The sequence below is a fragment of the Hydrogenophaga sp. IBVHS1 genome, assembly GCF_002127265.1.
Classification (GTDB): Bacteria; Pseudomonadota; Gammaproteobacteria; order Burkholderiales; family Burkholderiaceae_C; genus Hydrogenophaga.
In genome coordinates this window covers 748,629-763,643 of record NZ_NFUU01000001.1, presented here as the reverse complement: position 1 = coordinate 763,643, position 15,015 = coordinate 748,629, and the positions used below count along the sequence as shown (strand labels likewise).

Genomic DNA, 15,015 nt, shown 5'->3' with positions numbered 1-15,015 from the left:
TGCGATCAGTTGCGCGCCTGCTTTCTTTGAATCACCGGTGCGTGCCCGTGATTCAGGGGGCCGTGGCCGGCGCCGGTGTACACATCGGCACCTTGCGCGATGGCCTGCAGGATGTACGCGCGGGCCAGCGAAACGGCGCGCTCCAGCGGCTCGCCCAAAGCCAGGTGCGCCGCGATGGCCGAGGACAGCGTGCAGCCCGTGCCGTGCGTGTTGCGGCTGGCAATGCGTGGCGAGGTCAGGCGTTGCGCCGCACCTGCGCCCGTGACCAGCAGGTCGGTCACTTCATCACCGGGCAGGTGACCGCCCTTCAGCAGCACGGCGGGTGCGCCGAGTGCGAGCAGGTCGCGAGCGGCGCTTTCGAGTTCGTGCGCGGTGGCAATCGGCCGCCCCAGCAGCAGCGCCGCTTCGTCGAGGTTGGGCGTGATCACGGTGGCCAGCGGAAACAGCTCGTCCACGAGCACCTGCACCGTTTCGGGCGCGATCAAACGGTCGCCCGATGTGGCCACCATCACCGGGTCGAGCACCACGCGCTGCACCTGGTAATGCTTGAGCGCCCAGGCCACGGTGCGCACGATCTCGGGTGCGTGCAGCATGCCGATCTTCACGGCGTCGACACCGATGTCGTCGAGCACTGCGATGAGTTGCGCCTTCAGCATTTCGGGCGGCACGCCATGGATGCCGCTCACACCCAGCGTGTTCTGCGCGGTGAGCGCGGTGATGGCGGTCATGCCGTAGCAGCCCAGCGCGGCGAAGGTCTTGAGGTCGGCCTGGATGCCGGCGCCACCGCCGCTGTCGGAGCCGGCAATCGACAGGACGCGGGTGTAGCGAAGCGGTTCTTCGTTTTTCATCATGGCGCGCATTGTGGCAGCGCCCGGGGGCACCCATGCTGAAACCCCACGCTGTGGTGCTGGGTGCCGGCCTCATGGGCCGGCTGCTGGCCTGCGCGCTCGCGCAGCGCGGGCACCGGGTCGAGGTGTTCGATGCGGGTGGGCCCGAAGCTGAGCACGCCGCCGCGCGCGTGGCCGCTGCCATGCTGGCGCCACTGGCCGAATCGGCCGTGACCGAACTCGCTGTGGTGCGCATGGGCCAGCACGCGCTGGCGCGCTGGCCACAATTGCTGGCCGCGCTGGAGCGCCCGGTGTTCTTCCAGCAAAGTGGCACGCTGGTGCTGTGGCACCGGCAGGATGCGGCCGAAGCCGAGCGCTTCGCCGGCCAGCTCGCGCGCACCAGCGCCGCCCTGCCCTCGCTGCCGCAAGCCCAGCGCATCGACGCCAACGCCATCGCCGCGCTCGAACCCGCGCTCGGCCACCGCTTTGCGCAAGCCCTGTACCTGCCCGACGAAGGCCAGCTCGACAACCGCGAACTGCTTGCTGCATTGGCGCACCAGATGCACGCGCTGGGCGTGGCGGTGCACTGGCACACCCCTCGCACACTGGCCGAGGTGGACCCAGGGCCACAGGCCTGGCTGTTCGATTGCAGAGGCCTCGGCGCGCAGCCGCAGTGGAACGCGCTGCGCGGTGTGCGCGGCGAAGTGGCGCGCGTGCACGCCCCTGGCGTGAGCCTCTCGCGCCCCACGCGCCTGGTGCACCCGCGCTACCCGCTCTACATCGCTCCCAAGCCCGATGGCCTTTTCGTGATCGGCGCCACCGAAATCGAGTCCGACGACCTGACCCCAGCCAGCGTGCGCTCCACGCTGGAACTGCTGAGCGCGGCCTACACCGTGCACCCGGGTTTTGGCGAGGCGCGCATCGTCGAACTGGGGGTGCAGTTGCGCCCCACCCTGCCCGACAACCTGCCCGCCCTGCGTCTCGCCGCTCCGCGCAGAATGGAGATCAACGGCCTGTACCGCCATGGTTTCCTGATTGCCCCGGCCATGCTCGACGCGGTGCTGGAGATCGTGGACCTCGACCAATCGCCGCTGGCCTCGTCGTTGGGCTTGCCAGTGATCCGATAAGAGAAACTTCCGCATGAACATCGTCATCAACCAGGAGACCCGCGAGCTGCCCGAAGGCGCCACGCTGGCCGATGCCCTGAAAGTGTGGGACACGCCCGCCGTGTTCGCCGCCGCCGTGAACCTGCAGTTCGTGCCCCGCACCGCCTACGCACAGCACCGCCTGGCAGAGGGCGACCGCATCGAGATCATTGCCCCCATCACGGGGGGCTGAGGACAAGCCCCATGGACATGACCACCCCGCTGACCCACGAAGACCCGCTGGTGCTTTACGGCGAAACCTTCGCCAGCCGCCTGCTGCTCGGCACCTCGCGCTACCCGTCGCCCGCCACGCTGGAGGCGGCGGTGAAGCGCGCGCAACCCGCCATGCTCACCGCTTCGCTGCGGCGCCAGGGCGCGGCGCAACCCGAGGCCGGTGCGGCCTTCTGGAAGCTGCTGCAGGAACTCGCCGTGCCCGTGTTGCCCAACACCGCTGGCTGCCACACCACGCAAGAGGTGATCACCACCGCGCAGATGGCGCGCGAGGTGTTCAACACGCCGTGGATCAAGCTCGAACTCATCGGCGACGACTACAGCCTGCAGCCCGACACGCTCAACCTGGTCGACTGCGCGCGCCAGCTCATCAACGATGGCTTCAAGGTGCTGCCGTATTGCACCGAAGACCTGGTGCTCTGCCAGCGGCTGGTCGATGTGGGCTGCCAGGCGGTGATGCCGTGGGCCGCACCCATCGGCACTGGGCGCGGACCTGTGAACCCCTACGCCATGCGCCTGCTGCGCGAACGCCTCGCCGTGCCCCTGATCGTGGACGCCGGCCTCGGCCTGCCTTCGCACGCCTGCACGGTGATGGAGTGGGGTTACGACGCCGTGCTGCTGAACACCGCCGTGGCGCTGGCGCAGTCGCCGGTGGAAATGGCTGGTGCGTTCGCCGACGCCGTGCGCGCCGGCCGCGCCGCGTACCGCTCAGGCGCCATGCAGCCGCAAGACAGCGCCCAGCCCAGCACGCCCGTGATGGGCACCCCCTTCTGGCACCACACCCCATGAGCAGCACCCCGAACCCCGAGCAGATGGCCCGCGCCATCGTTGAGGCCCACCGCGACACACTGGCGCTGCCACTGCAGCCGCACGCCGAGCGCGTGTCGGTGCAGACCGGCGACGAGGTGTTCACCGCCGCGCTGCAGGCCGCCCAGGCGCTGGGCTTTGTGCCCGACGACGCGTTGTGCGTGGCGCGCGCGTGGTCCCAGCAAGTTCAGCGCACGGGCGCATTTGACCCGTTGCAGTGGCCCGACGAACCCGCCGATTTCGGCATGGCGCCCTTTCCGCGAGCCAACGCGTTCGCGGCCTGCCCCATGGCGCTCGGCCTCTACGCCGTAATGCCCGACGCCGAATGGACCATCCGCATGGCGCGCGCGGGGGTGCCCACGGTGCAGCTTCGCTTCAAGTCCACCGACGCAGCCGCCATTCGCGCCGAGGTACTCGCCACCGTGGCAGGAGTGCAGGGCACCGGCGCGCGCCTGTTCATCAACGACCACTGGCAGGAAGCGATCGACGCCGGCGCCTATGGCGTGCACCTGGGCCAGGAAGACCTGCAGGCCATGACCCCGGCTGGACTGGACGCCATAAGAAGCGCCGGCCTGCGCCTGGGCCTCAGCACGCACGGGTACGCCGAGATGCTGATCGCCGAGCGCCACAGCCCCAGCTACATCGCGATGGGCGCGGTGTTCCCCACCACGCTCAAACTGATGGCTACGGCACCGCAAGGCACAGGCCGCCTCGCGGCCTATGCGCGACTGCTGCGCGATGTGCCACGCGTGGCCATCGGCGGCATCGATCTGGTGCGACTGCCAGCCGTGCTCGCCAGCGGCGTTGGTTCGGTGGGCGTGGTGCGCGCCCTCATGGCCGCGCCCGATCTGGCTGCGGCGGTGGCGACCTGGAAGACAGCGATCACATCCAGCTGATTGCCCGGGCATGCCGTGGCTCGGTGCCATGACGCACAGACCCAGCGATGCGCGCGCCGTAAAAAGGTCCTCAGGCGGGCCGCATGGCGCTCGCCCCAACGCAAAGGACATCGCATGAACTGGGACACCATTCAAGGCAACTGGAAACAACTCACTGGCCGCGCCAAGCAGCAGTGGGGCAAGCTGACCGACGACGACCTGCAGGTGGTCGAGGGTCACCGCGACATGCTCTCGGGCAAGATCCAGGAACGCTACGGCATTGCCAAGGACGAAGCGGACAAGCAGCTCAGCGCCTGGGAGAAAAGCGCTGACGACACCTGGCTGGACGCCGACACCAAAGCCCGCCGGGAATGAGCCCGCAGAGCGCTACGCTTTCTGGCCCATGAGCTCGGTGTAGAGCTTCCGGTCCGATTCGTAGCAACTGCAGGCCTCGGCTTCGAGGCCTGTGCGGTCCAGCACGGTGAGTTCACCCCGGTGGTACTCGATCAGGCCGCCGTGCTGGAAATCGCTGGCCGCCTGCGTCACCCCCACCCGGCGCACGCCGAGCATGAGGGCCATGAATTCCTGCGTGACATGAAAGCTTGGGCTCTGTGCGCGGTCCTGGCTCATGAGCAACCAGCGCGCCAGGCGTGGGCCGATCATGTGGAAGCGTTCACACGCTGCGGCCAGGGCCGCCTGGTGGAGTCGCACCATCAACGTTCTCTGCACGATGTTTCGCAATTCCGGCAAGGCTTCGCTGGCTTCCCTGAGTGCTTCGGCACCTATGCGCCAGCTCATCCCCGCACCTTGCACCAGCGCACGCCACGGCGTCTTCGCCAACCCGAGAATGAGTTCGGAACCGAGCATGGCCTCTCGGCCCACCATGCCCACCTCGAGAGACGGGTGGCTGTTCAGCTCGATCACCAGTGAGATGTAGCCTTCGCGCGGGAAGTACGCATGGGTCAGCACCCGGTTGTTTTCGCTGAGTTCGGCTGAGAGCACCAGCTCGAACGGTTCGCAACGGTCGAGGAACTGCTTGCGCACCGCCGTGGGCAACTGCTGGATCAGGCGGTTTTCGGATGGGGGCATGGAGCACTTCGCAGATGACCGCCAGCGGCGGCGCCACCAGTCGGTTCCGGACCAGTGTGAACGCTAAGCGTCGGGCCGTACAGTCCGCCACCGCACATAGACCAATCGACCTGGCGCTCAGGCTTGCTGTCGGGCCGGTTCGATGTGCGTGAAGTCGCGCTGATGGGCCTTGCGCACACGCGTCATCTTCTCGCCGAGCGCATGGGTGTCGATGCCGGCCTCGCGGACCATGCGGAACAACACCGCCTGTTCGCTGTCCATGCTGGGCACCACGCAGTCGGCGATGTCACCCACGGTGTTGTCGTAATCCGGGTCGCCGGGCTCCATCTCGTCGAGTTGCGCAATCAGTTCCAGCAGGCGCTCGTGGTCGCAGAAGGCCGACAGCGCAGGCGAATTGGCGCCGGCCACAGACCGCACCAGGGGATAGAAAATTTCCTCTTCCAGACGCGCGTGCAGGCTGAGCGTGTCGCACAGGCAATCCACAATTTCGGCCTTGCCCTCGGGGCCACCCGCGCCCGCCATGCGCAGGCGGTCAAACTCCCGCAACAGGCGTCGGATCAGGTCGTGGTCCAGTCGCAGCTGGTCCAGCGCGTCGCGCGCGCGGCCGAAGGCGCGAACGCGCATCATGAGGAACGGTCTTTCATGCCCGCTTTGTAGACCGAGGCGGCGCTTTCTTCTGTTCGCTAGCGCACACCAGGGGGCGCCTGCGAACCCCTTCAATCCTTCTCGCCTTGCGGCAACAAGCGGTCGCTTTCCCGCTTCACCACGGCGTAACACTCGCAGGTGCGCTTCTCCAGCCCGGGGCGGTCCAGCACGGTAATGCGGCCGCGCGAATAGCGGATGAGCCCGGCACGCTGCAAACCAGCCGCCGCTTCTGTCACACCCTCGCGACGCACCCCCAGCATGTTGGCGATCAACTCTTGCGTCATCACCAGCTCGTTGCCCTGCAGGCGGTCCAGGCTGAGCAGCAGCCAGCGGCAGAGCTGCTTGTCGAGCGAATGGTGGCGGTTGCACACCGCTGTCTGGCTCATCTGGGTGATGAGTGCCAGCGTGTAGCGCAGCATGAGGTGCATCACCGGCCCGGCCCGGTCGAACTCCGCCTTCACGGCGTCGGCGCGCAGGCGGTAGCCCTTGCCTGCGCTTTGCACCACCGCTCGACTCGGCGTGGTGCCCCCGCCCATGAAGATCGAAACGCCCACCACGCCTTCGAATCCCACCACGGCAATCTCGGCCGAGGCTCCGTTTTCCAGCACGTAAAGCAGGGAGACGATGGCGCTGGTGGGGAAATACACGTAGGCCATGGGCTCGCCGGATTCGTACAGCACCTTGCCCAGGGTAAGGTCGACCTCCTCCAGTTGCGGCTGCCAGCGCAGCCATTCGGCCTCGGGCAGAACGCGCAGAAGGTGGTTCTGTCGTGGCTCAATGTTCATGGAAGACCTTTGTTGTGTTCGATAGCGTACACACCCCAGATCGGCTTCGGTGGCTTTGCAGTGGATATCGGTCGCTGACCTGATGACCGGCTCAGCCCGTGGTGGGCAGAGCGATGACGAAACAACTTCGCACCGGGAGCTCGCGCCAGCGCAGGCGCTCGCCCACCGACAGCAGCTGCGCGCCCTCGCTGGCACAGCGCGCGCGCGCCGCAGCCGGCTCAGCCCGCAACAGCACGAAACGCATCGATCGCCCATCGCGACGCAGGGTGATCTCGGCCTCGGGCCAGTGCGATGGCAGGCAGGGTGAAAAGCACAGTTCCTGCGCATCCAGGCGCAGTCCGAGGATGGATTCCTGCGCTGCGCGGTGCAGCCAGCCGGCCGCGCCGGTGTACCAGCTCCAGCCGCCCCGGCCCACATAGGGCGGCTGGCTGTAGACATCGGCCGCCATGGCGTAGGGCTCCACGCCATAGACCGCGCCGCGTTGCGGATGCGCCGCGCGGTGGGCCGGGCTCAGGTAGGTGAAATAGCGGTAGGGCGTGTCCCGCGCCTCGGTGTCGGCATCTTCGCCGGCGGCCAGCGCTGCGGCGGCCATCAGCGCCCACACACCTGCGTGCGAGTACTGGCCACCGTTCTCGCGCACACCGGGTGGGTAGGCCTGGATGTAGCCGGCGCTGGGCATGGCGTTGGAAAGCGGCGGCGTGAGCAATTGAAGCAAGCCCACCTCGGTGTCCACCAGGCAGGCTTCTACCGCCTCCATGGCCTGCACCTGCCTTTGCAGCGGGGCCTGGCCCGAGAGCACCGACCAGGCCTGGGCAATCAGATCGATGCGCGCCTCGGGCTGCACGTGCGAGCCGAGCGGGCTGCCGTCGTCGAAGAACGCGCGCTTGTACCACTCGCCGTCCCAGGCCTCATTCTCCAGCGCTTGCCGCCAGCCCTGCAGCGCTGCTTCCCAGCGCCCGACCCGCGCAACATCGTTGCGCTGGCGCGCGAGTGGCAACCAGTCGACGACGATGGCACAGAGGAACCAGGCCAGCCACACCGACTCGCCCCGCCCCTCAATGCCCACGCGGTTCATGCCGTCGTTCCAGTCGCCGCCGCCCATCAGCGGCAAGCCGTGGGCACCCACGGCCAGGCTGTGATCGATGGCGCGTGCTGCGTGTTCGTACACCGTGGCTTGCGCCTGGCTCACACGCGGCGTGTCGTAGATGTCTTCCGCGCCATCGGCCAGCGTGCTGCCTTCGAGGAACGGTGCCTTCGCCTCCAGAATGCCGGCGTCACCCGTGGCGCGCAGGTAGTGCGAACAGGCAAAGGGCAACCAGAGCAGGTCGTCCGAAAAACGCGTGCGCACGCCGGCACCGCCCGGCGCGTGCCACCAGTGCTGCACATCGCCTTCGGCGAACTGGCGCGACGCGCAGAGCACGATCTGCTGGCGCAACAGGGCGGGCTGGGCCCACACCAGCGCCATGGTGTCCTGCAACTGGTCCCGGTACCCGGTGGCACCGCCGGCCTGGTAGAACCCGGCCTTGGCCCACAGGCGCGAGGACACGGTCTGGTACAGCAGCCAGCGGTTCACCAGCACATCAAACAGCGCATCGGGCGTGCGGACCTCGCTGGCGCCGAGCAGGGTGTCCCAGCGGGCGAGCGTCGTCTTTTCGCGCGCCAGCGGCGCCACGGCAATGGCATGGCGCGCCAGCACCTGTGCGGCGGCGGGGCTTTCTGCATAGCCCAACAGAAACACCTGCTCCAGGCTCGCACCGGGTCGCAAGGTGATCGGGCGCGAGAGCGCCGCGCACGGGTCGAGGCCGGAGCCACTGCGCCGGCCCAGGTGTTCGGGCAACACCAGCTGGCCACGGGGATCGAAGAACTCGCGCCGGTCGCAGGTCCAGTCCAGCCCTTCGCCGTCCTGCGCGCCCACCTGCGCTTCGGCAAAAAACGCCGTGCCGCCACCGAAGCCCGCTGCCGCCTCGGTCTGCGTGCACATCAGACCCAACAACCCATCCGCCGGGGAAGCCGCCAGCCGAGGCTCGGTGTGCAGCGTGGCGCGGTCGCTGCGCTTTTCGCCGAGCATCCATTCCACAATGCCCACTGCACGCAGGTGCGCCTTGCTCTGGCCCCGGTTGCTCAGCCGGATGCGCACCTGCTGAACCGCGCTATCGGCATCGACACACCAGCGCACCGACACCGCCAGCTCACCGCGCTGGTGCTCGATGGTGGTGTGCCCCTGGCCGTGCACCACGCGGTAGGTGACGTCGCTGGCGCCCCAGGCCGATGGCGCCACGCTCCAGACCTCGCGCGTGCGCCGGTCCTGCAGCAGGAACCACTGCGCCGGCGGGTCGGCCACCGGGTCGTTGGTCCAGGCGGTGAGCTGGTTCAGGCGGCTGTTGATGGCCCAACTGTGGCCCGCGCCGCTTTCCGAAACGATGGTGCCGAACACCGGGTTAGCCAGTACGTTGGTCCAGGGCCGGCGGGGCCGCAAGCCCACGCCCACGTCGAAGGCAAAAGCGCCTGTGCCGGTGGCGAAGGCCCCCACCGTGGTGGCCGGGCGCCGCTCCAGCGCATGCATGGGCACGCTCTCGATGCGACCGGAGCGGTCGGCGTGGCCGGCCGGAGCACCGTGTCGCTGCGCCCACGCCCGGACCTGCTGAACCCAGGGCGGCCCATCGGCCTGCAGGTGGACGCGCGCCAGAGACTCCAGCGTGGCGAGCTGGGTGGAAGTGAGGGCATCGGGCCGCAGCACATGCAGCCCGGTCACCGAGCCCCGTTGGCTCGCCACAGCGCCGGCCTGCTGCTCGCTCAGCAAGGTGAGTTCGCGCTGCAGCGGCATCTGGTAAGAGTGCACCTCGCTGCTGAGCACCACCAGATCGCAGGCCACACCACAGCGCGACCACTCACGCAGCGCCTGCGCCAGGATGCGCAACAGCCCCATGCCCTGCGGCGATCCCGCGTCCACCAGCAACAAGGGCCGGTCGCCCGAAATACCCAGAGGCCACAACGAACGCCGGTCGCACTCGCGAGGCAGGGCAGCGCCCTCGCCCACCGGCAGCACATCCCGTGGCACGGTGAGCACCAGGGCGGTGGTGAGCGCCTGCAACGCGGGCAGGTACTCGGGCAACGGCCGGTGCGACACCGCCTGCACGCCCGCCAGCGTGGCCGACATCAACGAAGCCCGCTCCACCGTGCTGGGCTGGCGGTGCTTGTCGACGACGGCGCGCAGCGTGGCGGCGTCGTCGCTCGCGGCCGTGGCAAAGGTGACGCTGGCCTGCGCGCCCGGCGCCAGCCGCAAGGTCACGCCCAGCACCGCCACCGGGTCCAGCCCGGTGTCCAGCGGGCCAGACTCCTGTGGCACCTCGCGCAGGTTGGCCAGGGGCAGCGCCGCCGTGTGGTTGCGTCCCAGCCACTGCAGCCGGTCGGTCTGGCAGCGCCAGGCCGTCACCACGCCCTCGGTGGCGGCCACGAAATGGGCGGCCTGCAGGGTGCGTTCGGTGTGCAGGCGCGGCCGGCGCTCGAAATGCAGCGCCTGCTGGTCGGCCAGCCACTGCGCGGTGACGAAGAAGTTGGAGAACGCGGGGTGCGCCTCGTCGGCCGCCGGGCTGGCAAGCGTCACCTCGAAAGCCGAAATCAGTTCGAGCTCGATCGGCTTGTCTCCGCGGTTCACCAGCACCACCTTGCGCAGCTCGATGTCGTCTTCGGGGCTGACCCAGACCGTGGTGCTGGCGCGCAGTTCGGGCCACTGCGCCTCGAAGCACACGCGGTCGGTGTGGTAGGTGCACTGGTAGAGCGCGTTGGGGTCGGGCGCCGGGTGGCTGGTGATGGACACCGGCGCGTCCTGGCGCCCCAGCCGCAGGTAGACAAAGCTGCCGCAGGCGTCGCGCAGGGCGTCGTCGCGCCAGCGCGTGATGCCGGTGCCATCCCACCGGCTCCAGCCCCCGCCGTGCGGGCGCAGGGTGACGCTGTAGCGTCCGTTGGACATGAGGTGCGTGGGCGCCAGCGACTGGGCATCGGGTGTGACCGGACGCACGTGGTCGGGCGCGCGGCGTTGCAGCGCGTGCAGCGGCAGGCTGGGCGGCGTGAAGGCGGGCAGGCGCGGTAGATCGCGCGGCGAGGCTTCGTGCAGCAGCGAGGCCACCGCCTCCAGGCGCGGGTGCGCCATGCCCCAGCGCCGCGCCACGCCGTCGCGCAGCACATTGGCCAGCGCCACGATGCTCATGCCCTGGTGGTGCGCCATGCAGGTGCTCACCAGCGTGTAGCGCCCGCCCTCGGTCTGGCGCGAGGGCGTGAAGTCCAGCGCCTCGAAGTAGCCATAGCGCCCACGCGCGCCCAGCTCGGTCAGCGTGCGCAGATTGCGGCAGGCCAGATCCACATCGAGCTGCGTGGCCAGCGCGGTGGCGTATGGCGCAATGACGCGTTCGTGCAGCGGCGTGCGGCGCAAGGCCAGGCGCGGCACACCCTGCGGCGCGTACTGGTAGGCCAGCGTGTGATCGCGTCCCGCGTAGGCGCACTCCGAAATGCCCCAGGGCATGTCGTGATCCTGCACAAAAGCCATCTGCTCGTGCAACGCGGTACAGGCCGCTTCCTGCAGCAAGCTGCCGTGCGGCTCGGCGGTGAGCAGCGTGGGCATGAGGTACTCGAACATCGACCCCGACCACGACCGCAACAGCGCGCGCTGGCCACTGGCAAAGAAGGGCCGACCGAGCGCCGACCAGTGCTTGACCGGCAGGTCGCCCTTGGCAATGGCCAGCAGACTGGTGGTGCGCGCCTCCGAGGCCAGCAGGTCGTAGAACGATTTGTCGAGCTGCTGTTCATCGAGCCGAAAGCCGATGTGCAGCAGATGGCGCCGGGTGTTGTAGAGGAAGCGGAAATCCGCCTCCCAGGCCATCTGCTCGAAAGCGGCCGCCAGCGCGAGCAGCCGCTGGCGGGCGCGCTCGCTGGTGCCCTCGGCGGCGGCGGCGCGGTCCAGCCCGGCCGAGCGCAGCGTGGCCAGGTGATCGGCCAGCAGCCAGGGCATTTCCTCGCGTTCGGAGACCGGCTGGCGCACGTTGGGCGGCGCCACCGACATGCCATCGAGTTCGGCGGTGGCCTCGAGCATCAGCGTCTGGAACCGGGCGAAAGTGGCGCTGTCGTGCGGATCGGGCAGCGTGAGGCGCAGCAACTGGCCCATGGCGGTGTGTTTCACCGGGCGGTGCAGCAGGCTCTGCACCACCGCCATGTGCGGCGCGATGCGCTGGCGCGAACGCTCGATGGCCTCCTGCGTGGCCTGCGGCGCGTGCGGCTCGCGCGCGAGTTCGGTGCAGGCCTGCGCCAGCGCGAGCAATTCGGCGCTGAGGTTGCCGCTGTCCACCGTGGACACATACCTGGGCAGCAAGGGCTGCAGGGTCTGCGTGTCGTACCAGTTGAGAAAGTGCCCGCAGTGGCGTTCCATGCGCTGCAGGCTGCCCAGCGTGGCTTCCAGCCGCGCCAGCAGATCCTGCGTGCCGATCCAGCCGAACTGCCGCGCGCACGCCACGCTGAGCAGGTACAGGCCGATGTTGGTGGGCGAGGTTCGGTGGGCCACGGCATCCACCGGCAGCGTCTGCAGGTTGTCGGGCGGCAGGTGGTGGTTCTGCGCGTCCACGCAGCGCTCGAACAGGCGCCAGGTGTCGCGCGCCACGCCTTCGAGCAGGTCACGGTCTTCCGGTGCCATGGTTTGAAGGCGCGGCCTTGACCACGGCTGGTTGGCCCACCACGAGAGCAGCGGCCCCGCCACCCAGCAGCCGAGCACCACCATCGCGATCGGATCGGCTGGCGAGCGAAAGGCGAGCACGGCGGCCAGCAAGGCGAGAGACAAGGCGCTGGACAGACCGTGGTGGCGCAGCGCCGCGACGAGGCGGTGGTCTTGCGCCGCGCGGGCGGCGTCCGCGGTGGTCCACTCGAGCAGGCGGCGCCGGCTCACAGCCAGCCGGTACAGGGTGCGCAGCGTGGCGTCTGCCGAGAGCAACGCGTGCTGCGGCAACAGCACCAGATGCCACAGGCCGCCCGCCAGCGCGCGCACGAGGTCGCGCACGGAGGCACGCAGGAACCGCTCGCCCACTTGAATGAAGCGGCGCGGCACGCTGCCGGCGAACGCCCCCAGCAGCGGGGCAGCCGCCTGTGCGGCGGCGCTCAGCCACAACGCCATGGGGAGCGACAGGCCGTGGCCGAACAACGCCAGCACGATCAGCCCCAACGATGCCGGCGCCACCAGAGAGCGGCGCAGGTTGTCGGCCAGCTTCCAGCGGTTGATGCCCGAGAGCGGCCAGTGCACCAGGAAGGGCAGCAGCTGCCAGTCGCCGCGCATCCAGCGGTGCAGGCGCGCAGCGGCCACGTCGGCGTGTGCAGGCTCGTCTTCGATCAGGGTGACGTCGCTCACCACCGCGCAACGCGCGATCGCGCCTTCGAGCAGGTCGTGGCTGAGCACCCGCTCGGTGGGCAGCCGCTGGCCGAGCACGGCATGCAGCGTGGCCACGTGCAGCAGGCCTTTGCCCGTGAAGCTGCCTTCGCCAAACAGATCCTGATAGACATCGGAGGACATCGCGCTGTAGGGGTCGAGACCCCGCTGGCCGTCGTGCAGCCACTGGTGCGGCGTCGGCACCTCGTCACCGCGCAGCGGCGCCACCACGCGCGGCTGCAGGATGCCGTAGCCGTGCACCACGCGCTGGCCGCTGGCGTCGAGCACGGGCCGGTTCCCGGGGTGCTCGGCCACGCCGACCAGCGCGCGCAGGCGCCCAGGTGGCAACTGCGTGTCGCTGTCGAGCGTGAGGATGTAGCGGGTGTTGGGCGCCAGGCGCGATAGCTCGCCCAGATCGAGGAAGGGGCCCGGCGCATGGGTGGCCAGCGCGGCCACCAGTTGTTCGATCTTGCCGCGCTTGCGCTCCCAGCCGAGCCATCGACCTTGTGTGGTGCTGAAGCTGCGCTCGCGGTGCAGCAGCAGGAACCGCGGCGGCTCGCCGGCTGCGGCGGGGTGGCGGGCGTTGAGCGCATCGAGCAGGCTGCACGCCTGGCGCAGCAGTGCCGCGTCGTCTTGCCGCTCCGGCGTATCGGCATCGGCCCAGTCGCTGAGCAGCGCAAACTGCGCGCAGGGCTCGGGGTTGGCCAGGTGGTGCAGGTGCAGCCTGTGCACCAGCGCAACGATGCCGGCCGGGCTGTTGAGCAGCGCCGGAATCACCACCAGCGTGCGCGCCGAGTCGGGCAGCCCATCTGCCATGAGGAAGCGCGGCAGATGCATGGGCTTGGCCGACTCGCTGATCAGCCGGTTGGTCAGCGCGATGATGGTTTCCGACGCCGGAAACAGCATGAGCAGCAGCGCCAGCGCAGCGCCCGCCTGACCGACCCACCCCACGGCTTCGCCCTCCGAACGCAGCAGCAGCCACATCACCAGCCACAGCGTGCCGCCCAGCAAGGCGCTGAAATACAAGGGCGTGCGCGTGAGGCGGAGGCCGACACGCCAGCGCGTGGGAATAAGGCGGCGCACGCCGAGCGCTTGCTCCAGCTCGGCGCGCCCCTCGCCCTCCAGCCAGTGACCGGCGAGCGACGTGTCGCCGCTGCCGCTGGTCATGGCCTGCAGAAGCGTCTGCGCCACCTCGGATTCGAGCCGCCCGCTTTGAGCCGACAGGCGCTCGATGCCATGCAGCGTGGTGTTGCGCGTGGCGTCGTCCTCGGCTGCGAAGATCGGCGAAGCCAGCATCACCTGCATGACGCGGCTGGTGTGGGCGACGATGTCGGACCAGTCGGCCGCGCTGATCAGCCGCAGCGAGGTCACGGCATTGCCCATGCTCAGGTGGTCGGCCGCCTGGTCGGCGTGGTGCTGCGACTGCAGCGCAGCCAGATCGGGCGCCACTTCTCGCAGCCATTCGCGCACCTGGGGCAGCGCGGAGCCCGGGCGCGCCGCGCGCGAACCCGCCAGGCTTTGCGACAGGTGCACCAGGAACACGCTGCGCACACCGCTCTGTTCGGCCACGGCGTACATGGCCTGCGCCTCCCGCAATCCCAGCTCGTCGATGCGGCTGGCGCACTGGCTCGCAAGTTCGCGTGCCGCCTTCTGGCTGGCAATGCGGTCCACCAGGCGGCGCAGGTTTTCGACCAGCACCACCCGCAAGGTGGTGGGCAGCGCCCACAGCTCACCCTGGCTGAGTTCGCGCGTCTCCTGGTAGGCGTCGAGGAAGTGGCCGAGCAGGGTTTCGTCGAACGCGCCGTCGGTGTGCGCAACGAATGCCCACGCAATGCCGTAGACGCGTGGCAGGCCCGCCAGTGGCGCATCCTGCAGCACGGGCAGCGAACGGTAGTAGCGCGCAGGAAGGCCCTCGCGGATCTCGCGCAGCTGGTCTTCGATGAGGTGGAAGTTGTCGAACAGCCATTCCGCTGCCGGGCTGATGTCGCGCTCGTCCAGCGAGTGCGACATCAGCGCCTGGTAGGAAGCGCGCAGGCTGCGGATGTTGCTTTGAAGGCGTGGGTAGAAGGTGGCCTGGCCGAGTGTGGCGCGCCCCGCCCGGTGCGACTCACCCAGGCTGCGCCCGTGCCGCTCAAACCGGGCAATGCCGAAAATTTCCGAACGAATGGGCTCCTGCGCGGGTCCCAGGCGCTTCAACGCCTTCTGCGG

Annotated in this window: 10 protein-coding genes; 5 read left to right on the top strand and 5 right to left on the bottom strand. The window is 69.2% G+C overall.

Features of this window, described 5'->3' with window-relative positions; translation table 11 throughout:
* Positions 1–5: 5 nt before the first annotated feature.
* On the bottom strand, positions 6–851 hold the full coding sequence (gene thiD / locus CAP37_RS03730; RefSeq protein WP_256926864.1) for a bifunctional hydroxymethylpyrimidine kinase/phosphomethylpyrimidine kinase: 846 nt from the start codon (positions 849–851) through the stop codon (positions 6–8).
* A 32-nt stretch (positions 852–883) separates the two neighbouring features.
* Between thiD and CAP37_RS03725 the strand changes: the two genes are divergently transcribed.
* The 5 genes from CAP37_RS03725 (at position 884) to CAP37_RS03705 (ending at position 4,260) form a co-directional block, all read left to right on the top strand.
* The gene (locus CAP37_RS03725; RefSeq protein WP_086122934.1) at positions 884–1,954 is read left to right on the top strand and encodes an FAD-dependent oxidoreductase; all 1,071 of its coding nucleotides are present in this window, start codon (positions 884–886) and stop codon (positions 1,952–1,954) included.
* A 13-nt stretch (positions 1,955–1,967) separates the two neighbouring features.
* On the top strand, positions 1,968–2,165 hold the full coding sequence (gene thiS / locus CAP37_RS03720) for a sulfur carrier protein ThiS (protein WP_086122933.1): 198 nt from the start codon (positions 1,968–1,970) through the stop codon (positions 2,163–2,165).
* A 17-nt stretch (positions 2,166–2,182) separates the two neighbouring features.
* Positions 2,183–2,992, top strand: coding sequence for a thiazole synthase (locus CAP37_RS03715; RefSeq protein ID WP_086124804.1), 810 nt, complete (start codon positions 2,183–2,185; stop codon positions 2,990–2,992).
* Complete coding sequence (locus tag CAP37_RS03710; protein WP_086122932.1) at positions 2,989–3,906, top strand: thiamine phosphate synthase; 918 nt, start codon at positions 2,989–2,991, stop codon at positions 3,904–3,906. The genes CAP37_RS03715 and CAP37_RS03710 overlap by 4 nt, the downstream gene beginning before the upstream one ends.
* A 114-nt stretch (positions 3,907–4,020) precedes the next feature.
* Positions 4,021–4,260 carry a CsbD family protein gene (locus CAP37_RS03705; RefSeq protein WP_086122931.1) on the top strand — a complete coding sequence of 80 codons (240 nt, stop codon included), beginning with the start codon at positions 4,021–4,023 and terminating at the stop codon, positions 4,258–4,260.
* Positions 4,261–4,272: 12 nt separating this feature from the next.
* On the opposite strand, the gene CAP37_RS03700 is transcribed toward CAP37_RS03705, so the two are convergent.
* The 4 genes from CAP37_RS03700 to CAP37_RS03685 form a co-directional block, all read right to left on the bottom strand.
* Positions 4,273–4,974 (bottom strand): Crp/Fnr family transcriptional regulator, encoded by a 702-nt coding sequence (locus tag CAP37_RS03700; protein WP_086122930.1) that lies wholly within the window; start codon positions 4,972–4,974, stop codon positions 4,273–4,275.
* Between the two features lie 117 nt (positions 4,975–5,091).
* Positions 5,092–5,601, bottom strand: a complete 510-nt coding sequence (locus tag CAP37_RS03695; RefSeq protein WP_086122929.1) for a hemerythrin domain-containing protein — start codon at positions 5,599–5,601, stop codon at positions 5,092–5,094.
* Between the two features lie 89 nt (positions 5,602–5,690).
* Positions 5,691–6,404 carry a Crp/Fnr family transcriptional regulator gene (locus CAP37_RS03690; protein WP_179190120.1) on the bottom strand — a complete coding sequence of 238 codons (714 nt, stop codon included), beginning with the start codon at positions 6,402–6,404 and terminating at the stop codon, positions 5,691–5,693.
* A 91-nt stretch (positions 6,405–6,495) separates the two neighbouring features.
* Positions 6,496–15,003, bottom strand: a complete 8,508-nt coding sequence (locus CAP37_RS03685; protein WP_306297825.1) for a glycoside hydrolase family 94 protein — start codon at positions 15,001–15,003, stop codon at positions 6,496–6,498.
* Positions 15,004–15,015: the final 12 nt, after the last annotated feature.

Coding starts and splice junctions, on each gene's coding strand:
- thiD (WP_256926864.1), bottom strand. CDS start 851: ATGATGAAAAACGAAGAACCGCTTCGCTACACCCGCGTCCTGTCGATT.
- CAP37_RS03725 (WP_086122934.1), top strand. CDS start 884: ATGCTGAAACCCCACGCTGTGGTGCTGGGTGCCGGCCTCATGGGCCGG.
- thiS (WP_086122933.1), top strand. CDS start 1,968: ATGAACATCGTCATCAACCAGGAGACCCGCGAGCTGCCCGAAGGCGCC.
- CAP37_RS03715 (WP_086124804.1), top strand. CDS start 2,183: ATGACCACCCCGCTGACCCACGAAGACCCGCTGGTGCTTTACGGCGAA.
- CAP37_RS03710 (WP_086122932.1), top strand. CDS start 2,989: ATGAGCAGCACCCCGAACCCCGAGCAGATGGCCCGCGCCATCGTTGAG.
- CAP37_RS03705 (WP_086122931.1), top strand. CDS start 4,021: ATGAACTGGGACACCATTCAAGGCAACTGGAAACAACTCACTGGCCGC.
- CAP37_RS03700 (WP_086122930.1), bottom strand. CDS start 4,974: ATGCCCCCATCCGAAAACCGCCTGATCCAGCAGTTGCCCACGGCGGTG.
- CAP37_RS03695 (WP_086122929.1), bottom strand. CDS start 5,601: ATGATGCGCGTTCGCGCCTTCGGCCGCGCGCGCGACGCGCTGGACCAG.
- CAP37_RS03690 (WP_179190120.1), bottom strand. CDS start 6,404: ATGAACATTGAGCCACGACAGAACCACCTTCTGCGCGTTCTGCCCGAG.